This window comes from Arthrobacter sp. Y3222053, from assembly GCF_059092805.1.
On the sequence record NZ_JBNHIA010000001.1, the window covers coordinates 860,378 to 879,645 of the forward strand.

Genomic DNA, 19,268 nt, shown 5'->3' on the forward strand with positions numbered 1-19,268 from the left:
CCCTGCTGTGTTTGGCGCGAAACACAGCAGGCTTCCTTCCATCATTGCATCGGGACGGGCGAGGCCCGGGCGGCTACCCTCGGTCCATGAGCGCCATGCCTGTACCGACCCCCGACGCCGCCGGGCCCACCTTCCGGCCCTGGCCGCAGCCCCTGGAGGGCGGCTGGCCTGCCGGATACCGGATTGCAGTGCGGCGCCGGACCCTGCCCGCACCCGATCCCGGGGCGGCCTTCCTGCACCTGGCCGAGGCCATCCTGGGCTGGGACCTGCACCGCGGGTCTCGTCTTCGTGTCCGCGCGGACAGCCCGCGGGCCGTGCCCGGCGCCGTGGTCGCCGTCGGGGTGGGGGCGGGACCGGTGCGCTGGTACGCCCCCTGCCGGGTGCTGTGGAGCACCGAGCCGGTCCTCGACGCCGCCGGGCAGCCGGTGGGTGGGCAGCGCGCCGGTTTCGGGTACGAGGCCCTGCCGGGTCATCCGGAGTCGGGCCAGGAGGGCTTCTATGCCGAGCTGACCGAGGCGGGGCAGGTGTCCTTCGCGGTGGCCGCCTACAGCCGCCCGGCGACCCGGGTGCTGCGGATGGGCCGGCCGGCCGTCGAAGCCGTGCAGGAACTGATCACCCGCCGCTATTTCGCGGCGGCGGCGAAATTGGCCGGCGGAACTGACCAGCCCTAAGCTCATACCCCGCCGTCCCGGCCGGGGCGGGAGCCGGGTGGAAACCCGCGTACCGCAGCAGCGCCCGGGAGGCGCTGTTGGCGGTGTCCGCGTACGCGCTGATGATGTCGATGCCCGGCGCTGCCAGCGCCTCCCGGACCAGGGCCGCCACGGCTTCGCCGGCGAAGCCGCGGCCGCGGCGTGAGGGGGCCACGCAGAACCGCAGTTCCACCGCCCCGGCTGCGGGAAGCCCGGCGAACCCCGCGGAGCCGATGATCTGCCCGCTGCACCGCTCGCGCAGCAGCCGGTAGCCCGGGCCCGGCCCGGCCGCCGCGAGCCCTTCCCGGAACACGGTCAGCGCCGCGTCGAGGTCCATCGGCTGCGGAAAATCGGGGGCCCAGTCCGGCCGGCGGACCCCGTCGATCAGGGCGGCGACGTCGGCCTCGGACAAGGCGGCGAGGTCCAGGCGGGCGGTGGAGAGGATCCCCGCACCGGCGGCGTCGGAAGTCAGGCTGGTCACCCGCCTATTCTGGCTCCCGGTCCGGGCCGGGCGGGGCGGGGACGCGCGCTTTCACGTCCGGCGTAAAGCCGCCGCCCCGGGCCCGGGCGGTGCGGGGTGCACCGGCGATGTGCCCGGCGGCGGAGACACAAAACGGCTCCTTTCCCGACAAACGCCGGGAAAGGAGCCGCATTCGGCAGGACCGGAAGGGTCAGCCGAAGTGCTTCGGCAGGGTCGCCTCGTGCGCCTCGCGCAGCTCGTCCAGGGGCAGGGCGAAGTGTCCCTGCACGTCGAGGGCACCGATTTCGGTGTCCACCACGCCGATGCGCAGGTGCGCGTAGCCGCGGGCGGTGCACATGTCCTTGAAGCGCACCTCCTCGCTGCGCGGCACGGCGACGACGGCGCGGCCCTGGGTCTCGGAGAACAGGGCGGTGCCGAGGTCGATGCCGTCCCGCTCGCACATTTCGTCCAGGCCGATCCGGGCGCCCACGTTGAAGCGCAGCGCCATCTCGGACAGCGCGGCGGCGAGGCCGCCCTCGGAAAGGTCGTGGGCGGCGTCGATCATGCCGTCGCGGGAGGCGTTGATCAGCAGTTCGCCGAGCAGCTTCTCCTGCGCCAGGTCCAGCTTCGGCGGGCGGCCGCCCAGGTGTCCGCGCAGGTTGGCCCACTCCGAGCCGTCCAGGTCGGTGCCGGTGGTGCCGAGCAGGTAGATCGCCTGCCCGTCCTCACGCCAGCCCGACGGCGTGCGGCGGGCGACGTCGTCGAACACGCCCAGCACGCCCACCACCGGGGTGGGGTGGATGGCCACGCCGCCGGTCTGGTTGTACAGGGAGACGTTGCCGCCGGTGACCGGGATGCCCAGTTCGCGGCAGCCGTCGGCCAGGCCGCGGACGGCCTCGGCGAACTGCCACATGACCTCGGGGTCCTCGGGGGACCCGAAGTTCAGGCAGTCGGTGACCGCCAGCGGCCGGGCCCCGGTGGTGGCAACGTTGCGGTAGGACTCGGCCAGCGCCAGCCGGGCGCCCTCGTAGGGGTCCAGGTAGGCGTAGCGGCCGTTGGCGTCGGTGGAGATCGCCACGCCCAGGCCGGTGGTTTCGTCCACGCGGATCACGCCGGCGTCGTCCGGCATGGCCAGGGCCGTGTTGCCCTGCACGTAGCGGTCGTACTGGTCGGTGATCCAGCGCTTGGAGCACAGGTTCGGGGAGGCCATCAGCTCCAGCACGCCGGCACGCAGCGCGTCATGGCCGGTGGGCGCCTCGCCGAAGGACTGCGCCTGCACGGCGTCCAGCCACTCGGGGCGGGTGTATGGGCGGTTGTAGACCGGGCCCTCGTGGGCGACGGTGCGCGGGTCGACGTCGACGATGGTCTCGCCGTCCCAGTCGATGATCAGCCGGCCGGTGTCGGTGACTTCACCCAGCCAGGAGTACTCGACGTTCCATTTGTCCATGATCGCTTCGAACGCCTCGACGTTCTCCGGGGTGACCACGGCCATCATGCGTTCCTGCGACTCGGACATCAGGATTTCGCCCGGGGTCAGGGAGGGATCGCGCAGCAGGACCTTGGTCAGCTCCACGTGCATGCCGCCGTCGCCGTTGGAGGCCAGCTCGGAGGTGGCGCAGGAGATGCCGGCGGCACCGAGGTCCTGGATGCCCTCGACCACGGAGGCCTTGAACAGTTCCAGGCAGCACTCGATGAGTACCTTCTCGGCGAACGGGTCGCCGACCTGGACGGCGGGGCGCTTGGACGGTTTCGCGTCGTCGAAGGACTCGGAGGCCAGCACCGAGGCGCCGCCGATGCCGTCGCCGCCGGTACGGGCGCCGAAGAGGACCACCTTGTTGCCGACGCCGGAGGCGTTGGCCAGGCGGATGTCCTCGTGCCGCATCACGCCCACGGCCAGGGCGTTGACCAGCGGGTTGCCCTGGTAGACGGAGTCGAAGACGGTCTCGCCGCCGATGTTCGGCAGGCCCAGGGAGTTGCCGTAGCCGCCGATGCCGGAGACGATGCCGTGCACCAGCCGGGCGGTGTCCGGGTGGTCGATCGCGCCGAAGCGCAGCGGATCCATCACCGCGACTGGGCGGGCGCCCATCGAGATGATGTCGCGGACGATGCCGCCCACGCCGGTCGCGGCGCCCTGGTAGGGCTCCACGAAGGAGGGGTGGTTGTGGGATTCGACCTTGAAGGTCACCGCCCAGCCGTCGCCGATGTCGACGACGCCGGCGTTCTCGCCGATGCCCACCAGCAGGTGCTTCTTCATCTCGTCGGTGACCTTCTCGCCGAACTGCTTCAGGTGCACCTTGGAGGACTTGTAGGAGCAGTGCTCGGACCACATCACCGAGTACATCGCCAGTTCGGCCGCGGTGGGGCGGCGGCCGAGGATCTCGACGACGCGGTTGAACTCGTCTTCCTTCAGGCCCAGCTCGGCCCAGGGCAGCTCGGTGTCCGGAGTTTCGGCGGCGTGCTCGACGGTGTCGATGCGGAATTTCTTCTGCCCGACGCTCAGGTTTTCAGAAACGGTCATTTACTTGCCTTCGACGAGCTTGGAGAGGACGGAGGTGAAGACGCCGAGCCCGTCGGTGCCGCCGCGCAGGGGCACGGTTCCGGAGGCGGAGGAGTCGGGCCCGAAGCCGGGCTCGACGGCGTGCTCGGGGTGCGGCATCAGGCCGACGACGTTCCCGGCGGCGTTGGTGATGCCGGCGATCCCGCGGCGGGAGCCGTTGGGGTTCTCGCCGTCGTAGCGGAACACCACCCGGCCTTCGCCTTCGAGCTCGTCCAGCGTCTTTTCGTCGGCCACGTACTGGCCGTCCTGGTTCTTCAGCGGGATGACCATGCCGGCGCCCTGCTCATAGGCGGTGGTCCACGCGGTGGTGTTGTTCTCCACGCGCAGCAGCTGATCGGCGCAGGAGAAGCGCAGGTGGTCGTTCTTGATCATGGAACCGGGCAGCAGGTGCGCCTCGGTGAGGATCTGGAAGCCGTTGCAGATGCCCAGCACCGGCATGCCGCCGGCCGCGGCGTCCACCACCTTTTCCATCAGCGGCGCGAACCGGGAGATGGCCCCGGCCCGCAGGTAGTCGCCGTAGGAGAACCCGCCGGGCACGATCACGGCGTCCACGTCCTGCAGGTTGGCCTCGGCGTGCCACAGCCCGACGGCGGTGCCGCCGGCGAGGGTGACGGCGCGGGCGGCGTCGCGGTCATCGAGGGTGCCGGGGAAGGTGATGACGCCGATGCGCACCGAACGCAGGGCGGCGTCGTCGGGGGCGACGGAGAAGTCGCCGATCAGTGGGGTGCTCACTCAGGCCTCCGGGAGAACTTCGACGCGGGTGACGTCTTCGATCACAGGGTTGGAGAGCAGGGTCGCGGCCGCCGTGCGGGCCTGGTCAAGGATTTCGGGGGTGACGTCGCCGTCCACCGTGAGCTCGAAGCGCTTGCCCTGGCGGACCGAGGTGAAACCGGTCAGCCCGAGGCGGGGCAGCGCGCCGGCGATGGCTTTGCCCTGCGGGTCGAGGATTTCGGGCTTGGGCATGACGTCGACAACGATCCGGGGCATCCGGGCAGCTCCTGTAGGAAGGTATGGGTGTCCGCGGATGGTGCCGTCTCACGCTGATTCAGCGCTCCGCGAGCTTGCCCCTACATTCTAGCCAGCTTTGTTCCGGCGCCCCGCCGTGTTGCGGAGCGGTTCGCGCGGGGCGGAGCGGGGTTGCGTTTCGGGCCCGCCGCAGACGGTGCCGCGGACGCAAAAGGCCGGACCGCGGCGTCGCGGTCCGGCCTTTCTCCGATGCGGCTCAGGCGGGCAGTTCAATCTGGAAGCCGCACCCGCACCGCAGCACGGTGACTTCCATGCGGACGTTGTCCAGGGCGGCGGCGTCCGATGGAGAGGCGGCCGCTGGCGCGGCCGCAAACTCCTCGGTGCTCAGCGGGGCAAAGATGGACAGGGTGCGGGCGTCCTTCGGCTTCATCGGCTCACCGCAGTGCATGTAGACCATCTCCTCCGCGGCGGGGGCCTCGGCCAGGCGGCGGGCCCAGAGCGGGGAGTGGCGGATGGGGTGGCCGTAGAAGCGGTCACACTCCGAGCAGGTGTAGCTGATCTCGAGGAACTCCGCGGAGTCCTCGGTGGTCGCAGGCTCGACGGATTCGATGATCAGGTATTCGTCGGTCCCGCAGTTGTCGCACCAAGGCACGTAGGTCTCCGGCGCGGGGGCGCCGGCGGGCGTGCCTTCGGGCGTTGCCTCGATCGACATTTGTTCCTCCAGTTCAGGTCCGGACGGTAAACCGCTGCGTCCAGAACAGGTGGTAAGTAGCCTTACTCATACTAGCGCATGCTAAGGGTGCTTGCTAAGTATATCGGCTGTCTAGCTATTTTTGGCAATCCTGAGCTTCGGAACGCGGACCGGAGGATATGCATGGCGGTGACTTGGCTGACTTCGGGCGGGCAGGTCGCCGGGCTAGAGCGTTCCCTCGGCCGGGCCCAGCAGGCCGGTCAGCTGCTCCCAGCGGGAAATCTGGCAGCCGTCGGTCAGGGAGAAGGAGGCCTCCACCGGCTCGCCGTCCACGCTGCCGGTGACCACGGCCCGCTGCATGCCGGCGATCTGCTGGGTGCAGGAGACCGCGCCCCCGGCGGCCTGGTTCGTGAAAGGCGCCGCCCCCTGCTCGGCCAGCTGCGTGCAGGCCGTGGCGGGATCCGGCACCCCCTCGCCCTGCAGCGGCTCCGCCCCCGCGCAGATGAGCTGATAGGTGTCCGTGACGGTTCCGCCGTCGGCGCTGAACTCGACGGTAAGGTCCGCGGTCGCCGTCGGGCCGGGCTGCTGGGCGGGCAGGGTGGCGGCGGGTGCGGATGATGCCGTCGCCGGGGCCGTCGCGGAGGGGGACGGTGTGGAGGGCGATGTGCCGGCGGAGGATGCGGTGGGGGCGGGTGAGGCGGAGTCGGCGTCACCGGTGTCGGCGCCGCCGCTTCCGCAGCCGGCCAGGACCAGGGCGATCAGGGCGGTTGCCGCCAGGGTGCGTGCGCTGTTCATGGCTGAGACCTCCGATATCTGTCGGTCCGGCCAGCCTAGCGCAGCGTGCGGAGCTGCCAACGGCGGAGCCGGCGGAGGAAAGGTTCCTCCGCCGGCTCCGCTGCCCGGTTCGGTGTCAGTGCTGCTTGGGCACCTTGACGAACGGTGCGAGCACCAGGCCGACGGTGGCCAGTACGGCGCCGACAAGGAACGCGACGTGCGCGCCGTCGAACAGCGATGCCGCCAGTTCGGAGCCGGCCTCCATCCGGTGATCGGCGACCAGGGACAGCACGGTGACAAAGATGGTGGTGCCGATGGCGCCGCCCAGCTGCTGCCCGGTGTTGAAGATCGCCGAGCCGTGGCCGTAGAGGCGGGGCTCCACGGAGGACATGGCCGAGGACAGCAGGCCGGTCATCAGCAGGGCCAGGCCGATGCTGAAGACGATGTGGTTGACCATGAACATCCACAGCTCGGTCTCGGGGGTCACGGTGACGTACAGCCACTGGCCCAGCGCCAGCATCGCGGCGCCGGGGATCAGCACGGGCCGCGGGCCGAAGCGGTCGAAGATCCGGCCGAAGATCGGCGCGACCACCGCCTGCGAGAGCCCGCCCGGCAGCAGCATCAGCCCGATACTGAGCGAGGTGATCCCGCCGCCGTTCTGCAGGATGATCGGAACGATCATCACGGTGCCGAGCAGGGTGCCCATCGCGATCATGATCATCACGACGCTGAACGTGAAGGTCCGGTTCGTGAACGGGGTGAGGTTCAGCAGCTCACGGCCGGTGCGGGTCAGGCGGACCTGCCGGAGGACGAACAGCACCAGGCCGACGACGCCGATCACGGCGCTGGCGACGGTCAGGGCCACGTTGTCCGCCGCGTGCTCGAGGCTGGAGATCGCGTAGACCAGGAACCCGAAGGCGACGGCCGAAAGAAGCACGGACAGCACGTCCACCGGAAGCTTCCGGGTGGCCGAGGGAATGCGGATGAAGACCAGTCCCAGCGCCAGGATGATCAACGCCAGCGGTGCCATCATCACGAAGATCCAGTGCCAGCTCAGCGAGTTCACGACCGCCCCGGACACGGTCGGGCCGATGGCCGGGCCGACGGAGATGACGATGGAGTTCAGGCCCATGATGGCGCCGCGCTTGCGGACGGGAACCAGCGACAGGGTGGTGGTCATCAGCAGCGGCAGCACGATGGCGGTGCCCACGGCCTGGATGATGCGGGCGATCAGCAGGAAGACGAAGCCCGGGGCGAAGACGGCGATCAGCGTGCCGGCCAGGAAGGCCGAGAGCGCAAAGATGAACAGGCTTCGCGTGGTGAACCGCTGCAGCAGGAAACCTGTGGTGGGAATCACCACGGACATGGTCAGCAGGAAGCCGGTGGTCAGCCACTGTCCGGCGGCCGCCGAGACATCGAAGTCGGCCATGATGGAGGGCAGCGCGACGGTCAGGACCGTCTCATTCAGGATCATGAGGAAGGCCGCCAGGGCCAGCGCTCCGATGATTCCGGTGAGCTGCTTGTTGGTGACGGCCGGTGCCGCCTGCCCCGTGCGCGGAGCGTCCGATGTGATCTCGGAGGTCTGGGAACTCAAAAACTGCCTCTTCCTGGCTAGACTGGAACTGGAAGATTCTGACACACTCTGACACTTTTCATAAGCCAAAGTGGCAGGGTGTGACACAAAACAATGGCCGCCGTCGTCGGTATGGCGGCCGCCCGCAGGGGCAGGGAGTGGGCCGGGCGTGGGAGTGCGGGAAGACCGGAAGGCCGCGACGCGGCAGCAGATCCAGCGGGCCACCCTGGACCTGATCGAGGCGCAAGGCTTGGAGGCCACCACGGTTGGCCGGATCGCCGAGCGGGCGGGGATCTCCGAGCGGACCTTCTTCCGCTATTTCGGGTCCAAGGAATCGGCCGCCGTGCCCGGCCAGGCGGACCTGATCGCCGCGCTGGTCGGCGCTGAGCTTTCACCTGCCCCGCCGGGGCACATCCTGCAGACACTTACCTCCGTCAGCCGGGCCCGGTTCGCGGCTGAGGTCGAGCACTACGAGTTCCGCCGGATCTCCCGCGTGCTGCTGCAGGAACCGAAGCTGCTGCAGGTGGTGACCCGGCAGGAGCTGGACCTGGTGGAGGCACTCAGCGGCTCGCTGGTGGAGCGCGGCCTGCTGTCCCCGATGCGGGCCCTGCTGGTCGCGGAGATGGTCGCCTGCACCTGGCGGGTGGCGTGGCAGTGCTTCGCGCGGGAAGAGGCCGCCGGCCGCACGGCGGACCCGCTGGACCTGTTTGAGGCCGCCGTCGCCGATCTGGCGGAAATCGCAGCCGGAGCGGGGCCGGCAGCCCGTCAGCTTCCCGCAGACTAAGCCTGCGGAGGGTCCGTCGCGACGTCGGCCAGCAGCGCCAGGATCCGGGTACGCAGCCGCTGGGACTCCTCGGCGAAGGCCTTCTGGGCAGCGGCGTAGGACGCCCGCCCGGCCGGGGTCTCCACGGGGATGGGTTCGTAGCCCCACTCCTGCAGGTCGTAGGGTGAGGCGCGCATGTCCATCTCGCGGATCCGCCAGGCCAGTTCGAAGCAGTCCATGACCAGGTCGCTCGGCAGCAGCGGCACCAGCTTGTAGGCCCACTTGTAGAGGTCCATGTTCGCGTGCAGGCAGCCGGGCTGTTCGAGGTCGCGCTGCGTTTCGCGGGTAGGCTGCAGCTCGTTCAGGGGAACGGCCTGCGGGGCGTAGAACCGGAAGGCGTCGAAATGGGTGCAGCGGATCCGGCTTTCCTCCACCAGGCGGTCGGTCCCGTCGGCGCCCAGCCGCAGGCCCAGATATTCGTGGCGGACGCCGTTGAGGCCCGATTTGTAGGCCATCGCCCACTCGTGCAGGCCGAAGCAGCCCAGGGTCGGTCGGCGCGCGGCGGTCCGTGAGAGCAGCATGGCGGTGAAGGCCATGGCCTCCCCGCGGGCTGCGCGGAAGGCCGGCACGTCCACGGTCACCGCCGGGGTGCCGGGCGCGAGCCCGGCGTCGTCCTTTTCCGCGGCAGTCAGGGCGCGGTGGAACTTCCAGTCCGCCCGTTCCCGGGCGGCGTCACCGGTCAGCACGACGCCGGCCCCCGGGTGCCAGCGCTGCAGCTGGCCGGGCTTGAAGCTGTAGTAGGTGAAGAGGAAGTCCTCCACCGGATGCTTCTTTCCCGCCGACCGGCGGGCCAGGAAGCCCTCCACGTAGGGTCGCACGCGCTCGCCGTGCGCCTGCGCCCGGGGCAGCCACTGCTCCTCGGCGAGGACGACGGGAGGTGCGGAGGTGTTCACGGCATCCATTATCCCGCCCATGCGGCCTCGTCGCGTCCGACGCAGGCAGGCCCGGCCTCCGCGGTGCGGGGCCGGGCCTGCCTGGTTGATGCGCCCGATGCGGGCCGTGCGGCGGGTCCTAGCGCACTGGTGCCGGCCGGCGTTCCTCGGTGCTGTCGTCCGGGTCGCCGCCGCCGTCGGTTTCCCGGCCGTCGTCGTCCGGTTTCGGGACAACCGCGCCTTCGCCGGTATCGGGGGTCCAGCCGTCGGCGTACTCGCCGGATCCGTAGTCGTAGTCCACTGGCTTGCCCTCCTCATCGGTGCGCTGGTACCAGTCGGTCACCGTGGCGTCGTGGGAATCGAACTCGGCTCCCGCTCCCTGGCCGTCGGGTGCCTTTTCCACGGTGAGCGCGAAATTATCGCCGTGCTCGTCGATGCCGGTGCGGACGGCGTTCTCCAGTGCGGTGACCGCATACTCGCGGCGGATGATCAGCGGGTCCGTGTGCAGGTCCCGGGTGAGGGCGACCATCATCAGCAGCAGGATCACGGCGAACGGCAGTGCAGACACGATGATCAGGTTCTGCAGCCCCTCCAGCGCGACGTTGCCGCCGATGAGCAGCATCACCACGGCGATGCCCATCATGGCCAGGCCCCAGAAGACCGTCACCGACTTGTCCGGGTCCGGCTTGCCGCGCTGGGAGAGGCTGCCCATCACCAGCGACGCCGAGTCGGCGGAGGTGATGAAGAAGACGGCGATGCAGAACATGCCCAGGAAAGGCGTGATCGTGCTCAGCGGCAGCCCGTCCAGCACCTGGAAGAAGAGGTCCTGCGGTGACGCCTCGGCCGAGATATTCATGCCCTGCATGCGCATCCAGATGGCGGTGCCGCCGAAGATGCCGAAGGCGAGGATGGTGACGAGGGTAGGCACCACGAGGACGTACTGCACGTACTCGCGCAGCGTGCGGCCGCGGGAGATGCGGGCCAGGAAGGTGCCGACGAACGGGGACCAGGAGATCCACCAGGCCCAGTAGAAGACCGTCCAGGCCTCGGAGAAGTCGGCGGAGTCCTGGCCCCAGGAGGGGCCCTTGCTCATCATGTGCAGCAGCTCCGAGAGGTACTCGGTGACCGAGGCGGGAATGAGGTTCAGCAGGAACAGCGTGGGGCCGGTGAGGAACACGAAGGCCACCAGCACCAGCGCCATGGACATGTTGATGTTGGACAGCCAGCGGATGCCGCGGCCGATGCCGGAGACGGCGGAGGCGATGAACGCCGCAGTCAGGATGGCGATGATGCCGATCAGGGCCGCGTTGGGCAGCCGGCCGATGCCGCTGACGATTTCCACGCCGCGGCCGATCTGCAGGGCGCCGATGCCCAGTGACGCCGCCGTGCCGAACAGGGTGGCGACGATGGCGAACATGTCGATCATCCGTCCGGCGACGCCCTCGCTCCGGTTTTTGCCGAGCAGCGGGGCGAAGATGGAGCTCATCAGCGGCACCCGGCCCCGGCGGTAGGAGCCGTACGCCACTGCTGCGCCGACCAGGGCGTAGATGGCCCAGGCGTTCAGGCCCCAGTGGAAGTAGGACTGCGCCATTGCCTTGTGGAGGGCCTCCGTGGTTTCCGGTTCCGCCTCCCCGGGGGACGGGGACATGAAATAGCTCAGCGGCTCATAGGGCCCGAAGAAGAACAGGCCGATGCCGACTCCGGCGGAGAACATCATGGCGATCCAGGAAAACTTTGAATACTCCGGTTTTTCGCCGTCCACGCCCAGCGGGATTTTTCCGTACCGGCTGAAGCCGATGAACAGCATGAAGACCACCAGCACGGCCACGAGGGTGCTGAACAGCCAGCCCGCGTTCTCCACCACCCAGCCCAGGGCGACATCGGAGACGGATTTCAGGGACTCGGTGGACAGCACGCCCCACGCCACGAAGGCCAGGATGAGGGCGGCCGCGACGCCGAAGACGAGGCGGTCGGTGCCGTAGCGGACGCGCTGATCGTCCACGGCGATGCCGGGCACCAGGCCGGGGTGAATGTTGTGGGGGTAGTCCAGCTCCCGCTTCAGCACACGTTTCGCGCGCTGGCCGACGGTCGGTTTCGCCTGAGGCCCTGACCCCGGAGCCGACGGCGGCAGGCCGGCGTCGGGCCCGTCGGCGCCGGCCGAACGGGGTGCGGAGGGGTGCTTGGGTGTTGGACGTGATGCCACGTTGTTCTTCTCCTCGGGGGCGCGTGCTGACGCCCTTGGGGTTCGTTGCTCGGGACCCGTAGGAGAATAGTGCGGTTTCGGAACACTTTTCGCCGATTCTGAAAGAAAGCGGCCTTCCATATATCACATGACAATTGTTACCGTCTCGTAGCCAATGAAGGCCCAATCGTGGAGGCGGACAGCCCGGACGGGCAGCCGCCGGGCAGCGGAGGCGGCGGTCCCGCCGGTCAGGAGCCTGGGGCGGTTCCCGGCTCGGCCGCGGCGCCCTGCTCGGCGCCCTGCTCGCCGCGCTGAGCGGCGTCGATCAGCCGCCGCATGCTCCGGTTCAGCTCCTCCACTTCCGCACGCGCCAGGCCGAGCCGCTGCATCATGGTGCCGGGAACGTCGAGGGCGCGTGCGCGCAGGGCCCGGCCCTTAGGCGTCAGCTCGACGGCGAGGGCCCGGTCGTTGCCCGGGGCGCGGTTGCGGCTGAGCAGCCCGGCGGTTTCCAGCCGCTTCAGCATGGGGGAGAGCGTGGCCGGCTCCATGAGCAGTGTGTCGCTCAGGTCACGGACCGTACGCGGGCTCTGCTCCCAGAGGGCAAGGAGCGCCAGGTACTGCGGGTGGGTCACGCCGAGGTCCTCCAGCACCGGGCGGTAGGCACCCACAATGGTGCGCGATGCCACGGAGAGCGCGAAGCACAGCTGCCGTTCCAGCAGCAGGTCCTCCTCGCGGGCATCGGAGGAGGCGGGCGCCGCAGCGCCGTCGTGCTCTGTCATGCGTGCCTTTCCTTGGGCGGTTGCTGCCGGCGGCCTGAGGGGCCGCGGCCGTCGACACTGTGGGCGACACACCATTAGTGGGCTAACAGTTAGCGTACTATGGAAGGCAGCTGTGACGGCTGCAGCGCAACCCAACGGGAGGTAGGACAGTGGCGGAAAAAGACAAGGCCCCCAAGGAGTCCCTGACATCCCGGTTCATGCGGACCACCGGCAAGGCCCGGATGATCTTCGGTCCGGCGGCCACCACCCCGCTGGACACTCCGATGACCGATGAGCGCCGGCGCCAGCTCGAGGAAGCGCAGGCGCGGGACGCCGAGCTGTGGGAGACGGTCAAGCGCCCCGACGGCAGCAGCTACATCCTGCCCCGGAAGAAGTAGGCAGAGTCCGGGCAACGCAGCCCGGGCAACGGGCCGCACCCGGCGTTACGACGCCGGGTGCGGCCCTTTCTTGTTGCTTAGCGTGCGGGTCTTAGCGGCCGGTGCCGCCGTAGACGGTGGCCTCGGCCTCGCCGTCCAGGCCGAATGCGGCGTGGACGGCGCGGACCGCGGTGTCGAGCAGCTTGGCGTCGGTCACCACCGAGATGCGGATCTCCGAGGTGGAAATCATGTCGATGTTGACTCCGGCCTCATGCAGGGCCTGGAAGAACCGGTAGGAGACACCCGGGTTGGAGCGCATGCCGGCACCGATCAGCGACAGCTTGCCGATCTGCTCGTTGTAGTCAATGCCGTCGAAGCCGACCTGAGCCTTCGCCGCGTTGAGCGCGTCGATCGCCTCCTTGCCGTCAATGATCGGCAGCGTGAAGGAGATGTCCGTCTTGCCCGAACCCTGGGTGGAGACGTTCTGGACGATCATGTCGATGTTGGAGTTGGCACCGGCCACGATGCCGAAGATCTCGGCCGCCTTGCCGGGGATGTCGGGAACGCCGACGACGGTCACCTTCGCTTCGGAGCGGTCGTGGGCGACACCGGAGATGATGGGCTGTTCCAAGGGTTCTCCCTCTTGAATCGTGATCTTGTCGTCGGGGTCGGGCAGCACCCAGGTGCCTTCGTGCTGGCTGAAGGAGGAGCGCACGTGCAGCGGCACGCCGAAACGGCGGGCGTACTCCACGCAGCGCAGGTGCAGGATCTTGGCGCCGGAGGCGGCCATTTCCAGCATTTCCGCGCTGGAGATCCGGTCGATCTTCTGCGCGTTCGACGCCACCCGCGGGTCCGCGGTGTAGACGCCGTCGACATCGGTGTAGATCTCGCAGACGTCGGCGCCGAGGGCGGCGGCGAGGGCGACGGCGGTGGTGTCGGAGCCGCCGCGGCCGAGGGTGGTGATGTCGTTGCTCTCCCGGCTCATGCCCTGGAAGCCGGCGACGATCGCGACCTCGCCCTTGTCGATGGCGGTGCGGATCCGGTGCGGGGAGACGTCGATGATGCGGGCCTTGCCGTGGAAGGCATCGGTGATCATGCCGGCCTGGGAGCCGGTGAAGGATTCCGCGCTGGCACCGAGCTCGGTGATGGCCATCGCCAGCAGGGCCATGGAGATACGCTCGCCGGAGCTGAGCAGCATGTCCATTTCGCGGGCCGGCGCGGCGGCGGTGAGCTGCCCGGCCAGGTCCAGCAGCTCGTCGGTGGTGTCGCCCATGGCGGAGACCACGACGACGACCTGGTTGCCGGCCGACTGGGTCTGCACGACCCGCTTGGCCACGCGCTTGATGCCCTCGGCGTCCGAAACGGAGGAACCGCCAAATTTCTGCACTATCAGGCTCATGCGCACGCTCTCTGGATGGGGTCGGGAAGCGGGTGCCTGCCCGGGCCGTACGGGCTCCGGGCCGGAGGGGAAGGGAGCCGGCACCGGGCGCCGGACCGCTCAAAAGTCTATCGGCCCGGCCTGTGCGCCCCTAACCGCCGGGCAACACTGGCTTAACGTGCCGCCGCGGCGGACGGCGCCGGGCCGATCAGGTGAGGCTGCGGCGTCCTTCGAAGGCGCGGCCCAGGGTGATTTCGTCGGCGTATTCCAGGTCGCCGCCGACGGGCAGGCCGGAGGCGAGGCGGGTGACGCGGATGCCGAGGGTCTTCAGCATGCGGACCAGGTAGGTGGCGGTGGCCTCGCCTTCCAGGTTCGGGTCGGTGGCGATGATGATCTCGCTGATCTGTTCGTCGGAGAGCCGGTTGAGCAGTTCGCGGATGCGCAGCTGCTCGGGACCGATCCCGGCGATCGGGTTAATGGCGCCGCCGAGCACGTGGTACCGGCCGCGGAAGGACCGGGTGCGCTCCACCGCCATGACGTCCTTGGACTCTTCGACCACACAGATGACGGTCGGATCGCGGCGGACGTCCCGGCAGATGCTGCAGGTTTCCTGCTCGGTCACGTTGCCGCACACGGAGCAGAACTTGACCTTGTCCTTCACCGAGGCGATGGCGGAGGAGAGCCGGCGCATATCCTCCGCGTCAGCCTCCAGGATGTGGAACGCGATGCGCTGGGCCGACTTGGGGCCGACGCCGGGCAGGCGTCCCAGCTCATCGATCAGTTCCTGAACGGCACCTTCGTACACGTGACCTCTTCTGCGTTGGGGTGGGGGTCGGCTGCACCGGGGCAGCCGGCGGATGGTCAGCTTCCGTCGATGCTGCGTTCCTCGATCAGCCGGCCGCCCAGAATCCGTTCGATGGCCTTCCGGCCGACCAGGCCGGCGTCCTCCAGCGCCAGATCATCGGCGCTGGGAATGTCCTCCGGGTAGTTCAAGTCTACGTTGCCGGCCATCGGGCGGGCCTGCTGCGGGGCGCTCGTTCGCGCCTGGGATAACAGCTGCTGGTAACGGCTCATCGGCCGGCCATTGGGCCTGCCGCTGCCTTCGGCCGTACCGTTTCCGGCAGCCGGGGCGGCGGGTGCCGGGGGCACGGGGGCGGACGGCGCCGTCGGAGCACCACTCCAATTGACGGCAGGCTGCGTGGAGGCAGCCGACGGCGTGCCGGCGCCGGGCCGCCCGGACCCGGCCGTTGCCTGTTCCGGAGCGGATCCGGAGGCCCCGCCCGTTGCCGTGTCCGAGCCCGGGGACGACGGAGCGGATCCGGGCCCGGCACGGTGCGCCCCGTGGGCTGCGGGCGTGCCCGGGCCTGCGCCGGGGCCTGTGCCGCGTCCGGCGGCTGTCGGGTCCGGCCGGGTGGCGGCGGGCGCGCTGCCGCCGTCGGCGGTGCCGGGGCGGGTCCGGCTCAGCGGTTCGCCTGCCCAGTTGGTGGTGTGCCAGGCGTCGTCCGGGCCCTGGTTTTCCAGATCGGGCACCTCGGTCGTGGCCCAGGCCTGGCTTTCGGGCATGTCGTCGTAGGGATCCGAGGGCTCCGGCTGCCAGTCGGCCGGCAGGGGAGCCCCGCGGCGCGCCGCGCCGCGCCCGGAGGAGGTGTGGCCGGATGCCGGTCCCGTGCCGGACGGGGCCTGCGCGGACGGGGCCTGTACGGACGGAGCCTGCGCGGTGGGGGCCGGCCGCTCCGGTCGGGCGCCGACGGCGGCCTGGGCAGCGGGCTCGGCACCGGTGGCGGAACGCCCGGGGGCCCGCTGCTCGGGGGAGCGGCGCTCCGGGGCATCGGCTACCGGCCCGTGGGATCCCGGGGCCGAATGCGCAGCGCCGTGGGTGGGAGTGCCCTGGGCGGCACCGTCACGGCCGGGCGTACCCTGAGGGGCCGCTGTGGCGGCGGCATCGGCGCCCCGGCGGGCGGCGGACCTGCCGGTCTGCGCGGCCGAAGCCGGGCCGGCCGTCGGGGCCGGGGCAGCGGGCGTGGCGGAGGTGTCCGTGGCGGGAACGCTGCCGGAAGCGGCAGCAGCGGGGGCAGCCGAAGCCATGCCTGAAGCGGGGGTGGTGCGCTGGGCTGGCGCCGGCGCGGGCCGGCTACCGGCTTTTGGGCCGGACTCACCCGATCCGTCGTGCATCGGGTTGATCTGGCAGTCCAGGCCGAGCACCTCGTTGATGGCCTGGCGCAGGTTTTCCAGATGGTCCGGCCGGTTGAACCCCATGGCGGCGCCCGGGTTGGCGAAGGCCAGGTGCAGCACCTTGCCGTCGAAGGCGCGTGGACTGGCGTTCTTGCTGACGTTGAGCCAGGTAGCGCGGCGGATGCTGCTCAGCGCTTCCATGATCTCCGGCCAGGCCCTGCGGATCATTTCCACCTGGCCGCCGTCTCCCGCGGGGCCCGGCGCCGCCGCCGGTGCATGTTCGGGAGCCGGTGCCTGCGCGGCCGTTGTCGGCTGTGCGGTGGGCCGTGCGGAAGACGAAGCGCCCGACTGCGCCTGTGCGGCCTGTCCACCTGCAGCTTCTCCCGCGGACGCCTGCGGCCGCACCGGTTCAGCGGCAGGGCCGCCGGCGTGGGGCCAGGCGTCCGCCGCGGCGGTGCGCGGAGAAGCCTGTTCGGCAGCGGCAGCGCCGGCATGCGGCCAGCTGTCCCCGCCCGGTCCGGTGGCGGTCGAGGAGGGGCGGCCGTCGGCGTCGGCGGCGGAAGGCTCGGGGGCGGCCTGCGAGGGGGCCTTTGCCCTCGGACCGCGGCCGCTGTCCGAGGTGGACGCAGCTGCGGGCGGGCTGGCCCAGGTGCCGCCCCAATCGGCCGTATTGTCGGCGCCGGCGCCGGGCTGGTCCTCGGCGGCAGCCGCTTCGGGGGCGGCGTCGGGCATGGAGGAGATGACGGACGCCGCGGGCGGAGCCGCGGCGGCCGCAGCCGGCTGGTCCGGCACCGGCGAGGCCGCGGCGGCCGCCCGCCCGGCGGCCAGGGAGCCATCACCGGCGTAGCTGAGGCGGCGTTCGATCCGGTCCACCCGGGCGGCGACGCCGCGTTCGGTGTGCTCGGAAGCCGGCAGCAGGATGCGTGCGCAGAGCAGTTCCAGGTGCAGCCTGGGCGAGGTGGCACCGGTCATTTCGGTCAGGGCCGTATTGGTGATGTCCGCTGCCCGGGAGAGTTCGGCGGAGCCCATCTGGCTGGCCTGGGTCTGCATCCGGTTGATCTGGTCCGTCGGCATGCCCCGGAGCACCGCGGCGGCGCTGTCCGGCATCGCGTTGACGATGATCAGGTCACGGAAGCGCTCCAGCAGGTCTTCGACGAAGCGCCGGGGGTCCTGGCCGGTCTGGATGACGCGGTCGACGGCGCGGAACACCGTGGCGGCGTCGGCCGCCGCGAAGGCGTCAACGACGTCGTCGAGCAGGGAGACGTGGGTATAGCCGAGCAGCGAGACGGCCAGCTCATAGTCCAAGCCGTCCGGCCCGGCGCCGGCCATCAGCTGATCCAGCACGGACAGGGTGTCGCGCACGGAACCGCCGCCGGCCCGGATCACCAGCGAGAGTACGCCCGGGGCCACGGGAACGTTCTCCTCCTGGCAGAGCCGCTCCAGATAGGCCAGCAGGGGCTCGGGGGGCACCAGCCGGAAGGGGTAGTGGTGGGTGCGCGAGCGGATGGTGCCGATCACCTTGTCCGGCTCGGTGGTGGCGAAGATGAACTTGATGTGTTCCGGCGGTTCTTCGACGATCTTCAGCAGGGCGTTGAACCCCGCGGAGGTCACCATGTGGGCCTCATCGATGATGAAGATCTTGTACCGGTCCCGGACGGGGGCGAAGGTCGCACGTTCGCGCAGGTCCCGTGCGTCGTCGACGCCGCCGTGGCTGGCGGCGTCGATCTCGATGACGTCGAGGCTGCCGGCGCCGTTGCGGGCCAGTTCGACGCAGCTTTCGCAGCGGCCGCACGGCGTGGGGGTGGGGCCCTCGGCACAGTTCAGGCAGCGGGCCAGGATGCGGGCAGAGGTGGTCTTGCCGCAGCCGCGCGGTCCGGAGAACAGATAGGCGTGGTTGACGCGGTTCTTCTGCAGGGCCGCCATCAGCGGCTCGGTGACATGCTCCTGACCGATCACGTCCGCGAAGGTTTCGGGACGGTAGCGGCGGTAAAGGGCTGTACTCACACCTAGACCCTATCGGTTGGCACTGACGGTTTTTCAGGCGGCGGCAGCGGCGCCGTCGGCCGGTAGACCTCACGACATTAAAAGACCCCTCATGCACCTGCCAGAGCCCGCTTACCCTTGCTACCTTCCGGTCCTGGGGGAGTTCACAGGATGACACCACATGAGGGGCCGTGAACCAGTCTACCCGATCTTTCGGGTGGTCCCTGCGGGCTGTGCGCTGCCCCTCGCCGGGCCGCAGCGCAGCGGCCCGGGGCCCCCCGGGGCATAGGGCAGACCCCGTCCCTGAAACACTCCGTCTATCGCGCACACGCGCGCGAGGACGGCCTGGTCCCGGAGCAAGGAAACCGCCGGCCCCTCCAGGACGGCCGCAGTGCATCTCAGATATAAGAGCAACGGATGGGGCCGATAGGAGTGGGGCATGTATCGGGCTGTAAGAGCGATCTGTAAGAGCCATGCATGTGTCGGCATCGGTATGTGGGGCACCGTTCCCAGGCCCCTGCGCCGACTTCAACCGGGCGGCGGACGCCTGCGAGGAAGCGCCTGACACGGCCGTCAAAGAGCGTGTCGCAGGACACGTCAGGACGATTTGCGCGGGTGCCGGAGGGCGTGTAATGTTTTGGAAGTCGCCGCGGCCGGGACGCTGGAAAAGCGCCCGAAGCATGGCGGCCAACCCCAACAAATTTCCTCGGTTTCAACGCTGCGCGCTTAGGGCGCCGGCCGGAAGAGCCGGGTATTTTGCTGGGTTCGGAAGGGCGGTTTGACCGTAATTCGCAAGGTTCCTGAGGGAATCGGCCGAATTGCAAAAACCGGCCGGATGAAATAAGCTGAAGAAACACCACGGCGGTGCGAAAGGGAAAAGAAAGTTCCGGTTTTGGAACGGTTTTCCTGAGTAGGCCGGATGTGTCTGTTGTTTGAGAACTCAATAGTGTGCCAAGTTTATTGATACCAATTATTTTGATTGGTTATTTGGCCGGTTTGCCGCACCCCCGTGC

At 69.7% G+C, this 19,268-nt stretch carries 16 protein-coding genes and 1 other RNA gene; 3 read left to right on the forward strand and 14 right to left on the reverse strand.

All coding sequences use genetic code 11. From position 1 onward, the window contains the following. Nucleotides 1–86 precede the first annotated feature (86 nt). Complete coding sequence (locus AC5RUW_RS04155; RefSeq protein WP_494159518.1) at nucleotides 87–671, forward strand: DUF1990 family protein; 585 nt, start codon at nucleotides 87–89, stop codon at nucleotides 669–671. Here the strand turns inward: AC5RUW_RS04155 and AC5RUW_RS04160 are convergent. From AC5RUW_RS04160 to AC5RUW_RS04190, 7 genes are all read right to left on the reverse strand, one after another. Beyond that, nucleotides 613–1,170, reverse strand: coding sequence for a GNAT family N-acetyltransferase (locus AC5RUW_RS04160; RefSeq protein ID WP_494159519.1), 558 nt, complete (start codon nucleotides 1,168–1,170; stop codon nucleotides 613–615). The genes AC5RUW_RS04155 and AC5RUW_RS04160 overlap by 59 nt on opposite strands. A gap of 190 nt (nucleotides 1,171–1,360) precedes the next feature. Then, nucleotides 1,361–3,667: a phosphoribosylformylglycinamidine synthase subunit PurL gene (purL, locus tag AC5RUW_RS04165; RefSeq protein WP_494159520.1), complete on the reverse strand. Its 2,307-nt coding sequence runs from the start codon at nucleotides 3,665–3,667 to the stop codon at nucleotides 1,361–1,363. Continuing rightward, nucleotides 3,668–4,438 (reverse strand): phosphoribosylformylglycinamidine synthase subunit PurQ, encoded by a 771-nt coding sequence (purQ, locus tag AC5RUW_RS04170; RefSeq protein ID WP_494159521.1) that lies wholly within the window; start codon nucleotides 4,436–4,438, stop codon nucleotides 3,668–3,670. It lies immediately after the preceding gene. Then, entirely contained in the window at nucleotides 4,439–4,693 is a 255-nt protein-coding gene (purS, locus tag AC5RUW_RS04175; protein WP_494006579.1) for a phosphoribosylformylglycinamidine synthase subunit PurS, read from the reverse strand. A 235-nt stretch (nucleotides 4,694–4,928) separates the two neighbouring features. After that, the gene (locus tag AC5RUW_RS04180; protein ID WP_494159522.1) at nucleotides 4,929–5,384 is read right to left on the reverse strand and encodes a hypothetical protein; all 456 of its coding nucleotides are present in this window, start codon (nucleotides 5,382–5,384) and stop codon (nucleotides 4,929–4,931) included. Between the two features lie 204 nt (nucleotides 5,385–5,588). After that, nucleotides 5,589–6,158, reverse strand: coding sequence for a hypothetical protein (locus AC5RUW_RS04185; protein ID WP_494159523.1), 570 nt, complete (start codon nucleotides 6,156–6,158; stop codon nucleotides 5,589–5,591). Between the two features lie 115 nt (nucleotides 6,159–6,273). Beyond that, nucleotides 6,274–7,731, reverse strand: coding sequence for an MDR family MFS transporter (locus AC5RUW_RS04190; RefSeq protein ID WP_494159524.1), 1,458 nt, complete (start codon nucleotides 7,729–7,731; stop codon nucleotides 6,274–6,276). 148 nt (nucleotides 7,732–7,879) lie between these two features. Here AC5RUW_RS04190 and AC5RUW_RS04195 point away from each other — a divergent pair, with 148 nt between their 5' ends. Further along, nucleotides 7,880–8,494, forward strand: coding sequence for a TetR family transcriptional regulator (locus AC5RUW_RS04195; protein WP_494159525.1), 615 nt, complete (start codon nucleotides 7,880–7,882; stop codon nucleotides 8,492–8,494). Here AC5RUW_RS04195 and AC5RUW_RS04200 read toward each other — a convergent pair. The 3 genes from AC5RUW_RS04200 to AC5RUW_RS04210 all read right to left on the reverse strand — a co-directional run bounded on the left by AC5RUW_RS04200 (nucleotide 8,491) and on the right by AC5RUW_RS04210 (nucleotide 12,366). Beyond that, the gene (locus AC5RUW_RS04200; protein ID WP_494159526.1) at nucleotides 8,491–9,426 is read right to left on the reverse strand and encodes a 3-methyladenine DNA glycosylase; all 936 of its coding nucleotides are present in this window, start codon (nucleotides 9,424–9,426) and stop codon (nucleotides 8,491–8,493) included. The two genes, AC5RUW_RS04195 and AC5RUW_RS04200, sit on opposite strands and share 4 nt — an antisense overlap. 118 nt (nucleotides 9,427–9,544) lie before the next feature. Then, entirely contained in the window at nucleotides 9,545–11,608 is a 2,064-nt protein-coding gene (locus tag AC5RUW_RS04205; RefSeq protein ID WP_494159527.1) for a BCCT family transporter, read from the reverse strand. Nucleotides 11,609–11,835: 227 nt separating this feature from the next. Then, the gene (locus AC5RUW_RS04210) at nucleotides 11,836–12,366 is read right to left on the reverse strand and encodes a MarR family winged helix-turn-helix transcriptional regulator (protein ID WP_494159528.1); all 531 of its coding nucleotides are present in this window, start codon (nucleotides 12,364–12,366) and stop codon (nucleotides 11,836–11,838) included. Nucleotides 12,367–12,515: 149 nt separating this feature from the next. Between AC5RUW_RS04210 and AC5RUW_RS04215 the strand changes: the two genes are divergently transcribed. Further along, nucleotides 12,516–12,743 carry a hypothetical protein gene (locus AC5RUW_RS04215; protein WP_494159529.1) on the forward strand — a complete coding sequence of 76 codons (228 nt, stop codon included), beginning with the start codon at nucleotides 12,516–12,518 and terminating at the stop codon, nucleotides 12,741–12,743. Between the two features lie 91 nt (nucleotides 12,744–12,834). Here AC5RUW_RS04215 and AC5RUW_RS04220 read toward each other — a convergent pair whose 3' ends face one another. The 4 genes from AC5RUW_RS04220 to ffs all read right to left on the reverse strand — a co-directional run bounded on the left by AC5RUW_RS04220 (nucleotide 12,835) and on the right by ffs (nucleotide 18,449). After that, nucleotides 12,835–14,121, reverse strand: a complete 1,287-nt coding sequence (locus AC5RUW_RS04220) for an aspartate kinase (protein ID WP_494159530.1) — start codon at nucleotides 14,119–14,121, stop codon at nucleotides 12,835–12,837. 187 nt (nucleotides 14,122–14,308) lie between these two features. Further along, nucleotides 14,309–14,905, reverse strand: a complete 597-nt coding sequence (gene recR / locus AC5RUW_RS04225) for a recombination mediator RecR (RefSeq protein WP_494159531.1) — start codon at nucleotides 14,903–14,905, stop codon at nucleotides 14,309–14,311. Between the two features lie 56 nt (nucleotides 14,906–14,961). Further along, entirely contained in the window at nucleotides 14,962–18,276 is a 3,315-nt protein-coding gene (locus tag AC5RUW_RS04230; protein WP_494159532.1) for a DNA polymerase III subunit gamma and tau, read from the reverse strand. Between the two features lie 77 nt (nucleotides 18,277–18,353). After that, nucleotides 18,354–18,449, reverse strand: an RNA gene (gene ffs / locus AC5RUW_RS04235) — signal recognition particle sRNA small type. Nucleotides 18,450–19,268 lie beyond the last annotated feature (819 nt).

Excerpts from the sequence above, each read along its gene's own strand:
- AC5RUW_RS04155 (WP_494159518.1), top strand. The coding sequence starts at position 87 with ATGAGCGCCATGCCTGTACCGACCCCCGACGCCGCCGGGCCCACCTTC.
- purL (WP_494159520.1), bottom strand. The coding sequence starts at position 3,667 with ATGACCGTTTCTGAAAACCTGAGCGTCGGGCAGAAGAAATTCCGCATC.
- purS (WP_494006579.1), bottom strand. The coding sequence starts at position 4,693 with ATGCCCCGGATCGTTGTCGACGTCATGCCCAAGCCCGAAATCCTCGAC.
- AC5RUW_RS04180 (WP_494159522.1), bottom strand. The coding sequence starts at position 5,384 with ATGTCGATCGAGGCAACGCCCGAAGGCACGCCCGCCGGCGCCCCCGCG.
- AC5RUW_RS04185 (WP_494159523.1), bottom strand. The coding sequence starts at position 6,158 with ATGAACAGCGCACGCACCCTGGCGGCAACCGCCCTGATCGCCCTGGTC.
- AC5RUW_RS04210 (WP_494159528.1), bottom strand. The coding sequence starts at position 12,366 with ATGACAGAGCACGACGGCGCTGCGGCGCCCGCCTCCTCCGATGCCCGC.
- AC5RUW_RS04220 (WP_494159530.1), bottom strand. The coding sequence starts at position 14,121 with ATGAGCCTGATAGTGCAGAAATTTGGCGGTTCCTCCGTTTCGGACGCC.